Raw genomic sequence first — 5070 nt, forward strand, 5'->3', positions numbered from 1 at the left:
CATCGCCGAGGTTGCACGGCAGCGCGACATGATCGCCGCCAAGCGTATCGCGAAAGGCGGCGAGCTTGTCGGCGTTGGAGCCCGACACCGCAAGCCGTGCGCCCTGCGCGGCGAGCGCCTGCGCGATGGCCGAGCCGATGCCGCCCGAAGCGCCGGTGACGAGGGCGGTCATGCCGGTGAGATCGAACATATTACTCTCCTGAAATCTTTGAATTAGAGCGTCTTGAGCAGTGCCTCGATGTCATCCATTGAAATCACACTGGCCGTCTCGACCTCGCCTGCGACGCTGCGCTTGACCATCGGCGAGAGGACCTTGCCGCCGAATTCGACGAAGTGCGTCACACTGATATCCTCCATCGACACGACGCTCTCGCGCCAGCGGACGCGGCCGGTGACTTGGCTGACGAGCAGGTCGCGGATCGTGTCGGCATCGCTCGCCGGGCTCGCAGTGACGTTGGCGACCACCGGCACCAGCGGCGCGGCAGGCGGGTTCGCGCCGAGCGCTTCGGCCATCGCGTCGGCGGCAGGCTGCATCAGCGGGCAATGGAAAGGCGCCGAGACGGGGAGCAGGACGCCGCGCTTGATGCCATAATCCTTGACCAGCGCGACCGCGCGCTCGATCGCGCCCTTGTGGCCCGAAATCACGACCTGCGACGGGTCGTTATCGTTCGCGACGGTGCAGACTTCCCCTTCGGCAGCGGCATCGGCAAGCTTCTGCGCCGTCTCGATATCGGCGCCGAGCAGCGCCGCCATCGCACCGACGCCGACGGGCACCGCCGCCTGCATCGCCTGCCCGCGCGTCTTCAGCAGCCGCGCCGTCGTCGCGAGGTCGAACGCACCCGCGGCGCAGAGCGCGCTATATTCGCCGAGGCTGTGCCCCGCGACATAATCGGCCTTGCCGGTGAGCGTCACGCCGCCCTCCTTTTCGAGTACGCGCAGCGTCGCGATCGCGTTCGCCATGATCGCGGGCTGGGCATTTTCGGTGAGGGTGAGCTGGTCCTCGGGACCTTCGCTCATCAGCTGGAACAGTTTCTGGCCTAGCGCGTCGTCGACCTCCTGGAACACCTCGCGCGCGACGGGCGAGGCTTCGAAAAGGGCCTTGCCCATGCCCACGGCCTGGCTGCCCTGACCCGGAAAGATGAATGCGCGCATGATGCGTCCCCTGATGAATATGGATTTGGCCCGCGCCTATTCCCTCACCCCGCGCGATGCAAGCCGAAGGGCACGACCTTGTTCGCCACGTCGTGGCCGATGTCGGCCCGCCCGAGCCAGGGGATAGCCGTGCGTGCGCACCAGCCTGCCGCGATCTCCGCGGCCTCCATACCGAAGGGCCGGTCGTTTTCGGGAATATCGCTCACCCGCCCGAGCCGGATGCCGGCGAGGCCGCGCGGGCCAAGGTAGCTCGCGACATGGAAGAAGGCGCGGTCGAAGGCATAGAGATATTCGCTGACCTCCTCGACCAGCAACACATGGCCCGACAAGTCGGGTTCGAGCGGGGTACCGAGCAGCATCGAGAGCGTCATCAGGTTGAACGCCGCGTGGCGCGCGCCGTGCCGGAGGCCCGGCTCGCACGCCGCGGGGTCGCGCGCGACGAGCCAGTCGAGCGCGCGGAGCACCGCCGCATCGCCGCCCTCGCGGCGGATGTCGGCGACCATCGGCCCGTGCGCCACATGATCGAAACCCTCGCGGTAGAGCGCACCGAGCAGATTGCCCTGATCCGAATAGCCGAGGAACGCCTTGCCGCGTGCCACGTCAGTCATCGCCGCGACCGCATCCTCGGCGATCCGGCACGCGCCATAGCCACCACGCGCGAACCAGATCGCGTCGATGTCGGGGCGGTTCGCCATTTCGACGAGCGCGGCGAAGCGGTGGCCGTCCTCGCCCGCGAAATGGCCGTGAACCGCGAAGCACTGCGGGTCGAATTCGAGCTCGACGTCGGGGTAGCCGAGGCTCGCCAGCGCGCGCACCGCCTCCGCATCATCGGGCAGGATCGGGGTCGACGGGGCTACTATTCCTATACGCATGAGCCCCCTTATCCGCTCGCATCGAGCGAAGTCGAGATGCCTCTCGGCCTTACGCTATTCCGACGGGTGTCTCGACTTCGCTCGACACGAACGGAAATCGGGGTGAGTGCCGGTTGCAAACCCTTCATCAAAGCCATATCGCGCCGCGATGGCCGAAAACAAATCCTATTTCTTCTGCGGCATCGGCGGGTCGGGCATGTTGCCGCTCGCGATGATCGTCGCGGCGCGCGGCGCGGCGGTTTCTGGGTCGGATCGCAGCCGCGACCAGGGCCGGACGCCCGGTAAATTTGCCTGGCTCGAAGATCAGGGCATCGCCTTTTACCCGCAGGACGGCAGCGGGCCCAGCGCCGGCCAGATCCTCGTCGCCTCTGCCGCGATTGAAGACAGCGTTCCCGATGTTGCCGCGGCAAATGCGCTCGGCCTCCCCCGCATGACGCGCGCCGACCTGAATGCTGCGCTGTTCAACGCCGCCGGCCGGGCGATCGGCGTCGGCGGCACAAGCGGCAAGTCGACCGTCACCGGAATGATCGGCTGGATACTCGAAAGAGCAGGGAAGAAGCCCACCGTGATGAACGGCGCGGTGATGCGCAATTTCTCGGGCGACGATAGCCCCTTTGCGAGCGCGCTGGTCGGAGACGATGCTTTTTACGTCAGCGAAGTCGACGAGAGCGACGGATCGATCGCGCTATATGCGCCCGACGTCGCGGTGGTCACCAATATCAGCCTCGACCACAAGAGCCTTGCCGAACTGCATCAATTGTTCGGAGATTTCGCCGCGAAGGCCCGCGTCGCGGTGATCAATGCCGACGACGCCGAGTCCGCCCCGCTGCTGTCGGGGCGCAATGTGGTAACCTTTGGCTTCGGTGACAGTGCGACCGTACGCGGCAGCGATTTCGAGGCGTTGCCCGACGGCTGCTGCTTCGCCGTCCGCGTCGATGGCACCGCCTATCAGGTCAAGCTCCGCATGCCAGGCCGCCACAATGCCGCCAACGCGCTCGCTGCCATCGCCGCGGCGCACGCGGCGGGTGCAACCGCCGCACAAGGCGTCGAGGCATTGGCGGACTTTGCCGGCCTTGCACGCCGCTATGAAGTACTCGGGCAAGCAAATGGCGTCACCGTGATCGACGATTTCGCGCATAATCCCGACAAGGTCGCCGCGACGCTGGCGGCCGTCGCCGAACTCCCGGGCCGCGCCTTGCTCTTCTTCCAGCCGCACGGCTATGGCCCGCTCCGCCAGATGGGCAAGGAGCTCGCTGCGAGCTTCGCGAGCGGAATGCGCGACGGCGATAGGCTGTTCGTCTGCGACCCCGTCTATTTCGGTGGCACGGTCGACCGCAGCATCGGCAGCGAGGCCCTCGTCGCCGACATCGTCGCGGGCGGGGCCGATGCGATACATATGACGACCCGCGCCAATTGCGGTGCGGCGATGCTCGACGAGGCGAAGCCAGGCGATCGTATCCTGATCCTTGGCGCGCGCGATGACACGCTCACCGAATTCGGGCGCGAACTCCTGGAAAAGCTCGCCCTCCGCGCTTGATTTCCGCGCGCGAATCTGTATAGGCGCGCTCATTCGGGGCGAGGCCTTGTGCCGTTCGCCCCGTTTGCTTTGCACCAATCCGTGAAGCGAGACGACAGCCGGAGGGGTTTCGCGATTGGCGCGAAATCAGCGATCGGCCAAATCGAAGGACGCAAACCATGCCGTTTTACGAGCATGTCTTTATCGCGCGTCAGGACCTGAGCCAGGCTCAGGTCGACGCGCTGGCGGAAACCGTCACCAACGTCATCGGCGAATATAAGGGCCAGGTTCACAAGACCGAAACCTGGGGCCTGAAGCAGCTCGCCTACAAGATCCAGAAGAACCGCAAGGGTCATTATGTGATGCTGTCGGCCGAAGTGTCGGGCGAAGCGATCGCAGAGATCGAGCGTCAGGCTGCGATCAACGAAGATATCATCCGCTGGCTCACCATCCGCGTCGACGAACTCGAAAAGGGTCCGTCGGTGATGATGCGCAAGCAGGAACGTCGTGGCGGCCGTGGCCGTGACCGCGACGGCGAAGAATAAGGATAACGATCATGGCACGACCCTTTTTCCGCCGCCGCAAGACCTGCCCCTTCAGCCAGAAGGATGCACCGGTCATCGATTACAAGGACGTCCGTCTGCTCCAGGGTTACCTGTCGGAGCGCGGCAAGATCGTCCCGTCGCGGATCACCGCGGTGTCCACCAAGAAGCAGCGTGAGCTGGCAAAAGCGATCAAGCGCTCGCGCCACATCGGCCTGCTCCCCTACATTGTGAAGTAAGGAGGGCGGACCGATGGAAATCATCCTGCTCGAACGTATCGAGAAACTCGGCGGCATCGGTGATGTCGTCACCGTCAAGAACGGCTTTGCCCGCAACTTCCTGCTGCCGAACAACAAGGCGCTGCGCGCGAACGAAGCCAACCGCAAGCTGTTCGAAGCCAATCGTTCGAAGATCGAGGCCGACAACGCCGAGCGTCGCACCGACGCCGAAGGCCGCGCCAAGGACATCGACGGCAAGCAGGTCGTCCTGATCCGCCAGGCATCGAACACCGGCCAGCTCTATGGTTCGGTTTCGGTCCGTGACATCGTCGACGCGCTCGTCGAGGACGGCGTCACCGGCGTGACCAAGTCGATGGTCGAACTCGAACGCCCGATCAAGGCGCTCGGCCTCGTCGACGTCAAGGTCAAGCTGCACCCCGAAGTCGCCGTGACCGTCGGCGTCAACGTGGCGCGTTCGCCCGACGAAGCCGAAATGCAGAAGCAGGGCATCGACGTCATCGCCGCGATGTTCGAGGAAGAACAGGCCGAAGCGGTTGCGACGGCGCTGGAGCCCGACAGCGAGGACGAATTCGAAGACGTGGGCGCCGCTCCTTCGGAACTGGCTGCCGAAGAAGCTCCGGCTGCAGACGGGGAAGAAGAGGCTTAAGCCCTTCGATCTTGCAAGAAACAGAAAAGGCTCCGGAACCCTGGTTCCGGAGCCTTTTCTTTTGCCGCGTTTCCGGGGGGCGACGGTTTTGGGGTGGTGAGCT

Annotated in this window: 7 protein-coding genes; 4 read left to right on the forward strand and 3 right to left on the reverse strand. The window is 65.0% G+C overall.

Annotation, left to right across the window (positions count from 1 at the left end):
- The 3 genes from VGD20_RS03260 to VGD20_RS03270 form a co-directional block, all read right to left on the reverse strand.
- Positions 1 to 190: SDR family NAD(P)-dependent oxidoreductase (locus VGD20_RS03260; RefSeq protein ID WP_331133078.1), on the reverse strand; the 190-nt coding region annotated here is incomplete at its 3' end.
- Positions 191 to 213: 23 nt separating this feature from the next.
- Entirely contained in the window at positions 214 to 1152 is a 939-nt protein-coding gene (gene fabD, locus VGD20_RS03265; protein ID WP_331133079.1) for an ACP S-malonyltransferase, read from the reverse strand.
- A 44-nt stretch (positions 1153 to 1196) separates the two neighbouring features.
- Positions 1197 to 2024: an LD-carboxypeptidase gene (locus VGD20_RS03270; protein ID WP_331133080.1), complete on the reverse strand. Its 828-nt coding sequence runs from the start codon at positions 2022 to 2024 to the stop codon at positions 1197 to 1199.
- A 148-nt stretch (positions 2025 to 2172) separates the two neighbouring features.
- On the opposite strand from VGD20_RS03270, the gene VGD20_RS03275 reads away from it, so the two are divergent.
- The 4 genes from VGD20_RS03275 (at position 2173) to rplI (ending at position 4967) form a co-directional block, all read left to right on the forward strand.
- The gene (locus tag VGD20_RS03275) at positions 2173 to 3561 is read left to right on the forward strand and encodes a Mur ligase family protein (RefSeq protein ID WP_331133081.1); all 1389 of its coding nucleotides are present in this window, start codon (positions 2173 to 2175) and stop codon (positions 3559 to 3561) included.
- 158 nt (positions 3562 to 3719) lie between these two features.
- The gene (gene rpsF / locus VGD20_RS03280; protein ID WP_093510730.1) at positions 3720 to 4085 is read left to right on the forward strand and encodes a 30S ribosomal protein S6; all 366 of its coding nucleotides are present in this window, start codon (positions 3720 to 3722) and stop codon (positions 4083 to 4085) included.
- A gap of 11 nt (positions 4086 to 4096) precedes the next feature.
- Positions 4097 to 4321, forward strand: coding sequence for a 30S ribosomal protein S18 (rpsR, locus tag VGD20_RS03285; RefSeq protein WP_037517582.1), 225 nt, complete (start codon positions 4097 to 4099; stop codon positions 4319 to 4321).
- Between the two features lie 13 nt (positions 4322 to 4334).
- Entirely contained in the window at positions 4335 to 4967 is a 633-nt protein-coding gene (gene rplI / locus VGD20_RS03290; RefSeq protein WP_331133082.1) for a 50S ribosomal protein L9, read from the forward strand.
- Positions 4968 to 5070 lie beyond the last annotated feature (103 nt).

This window comes from Sphingopyxis sp. (assembly GCF_036402335.1).
Taxonomy (GTDB): Bacteria; Pseudomonadota; Alphaproteobacteria; order Sphingomonadales; family Sphingomonadaceae; genus Sphingopyxis.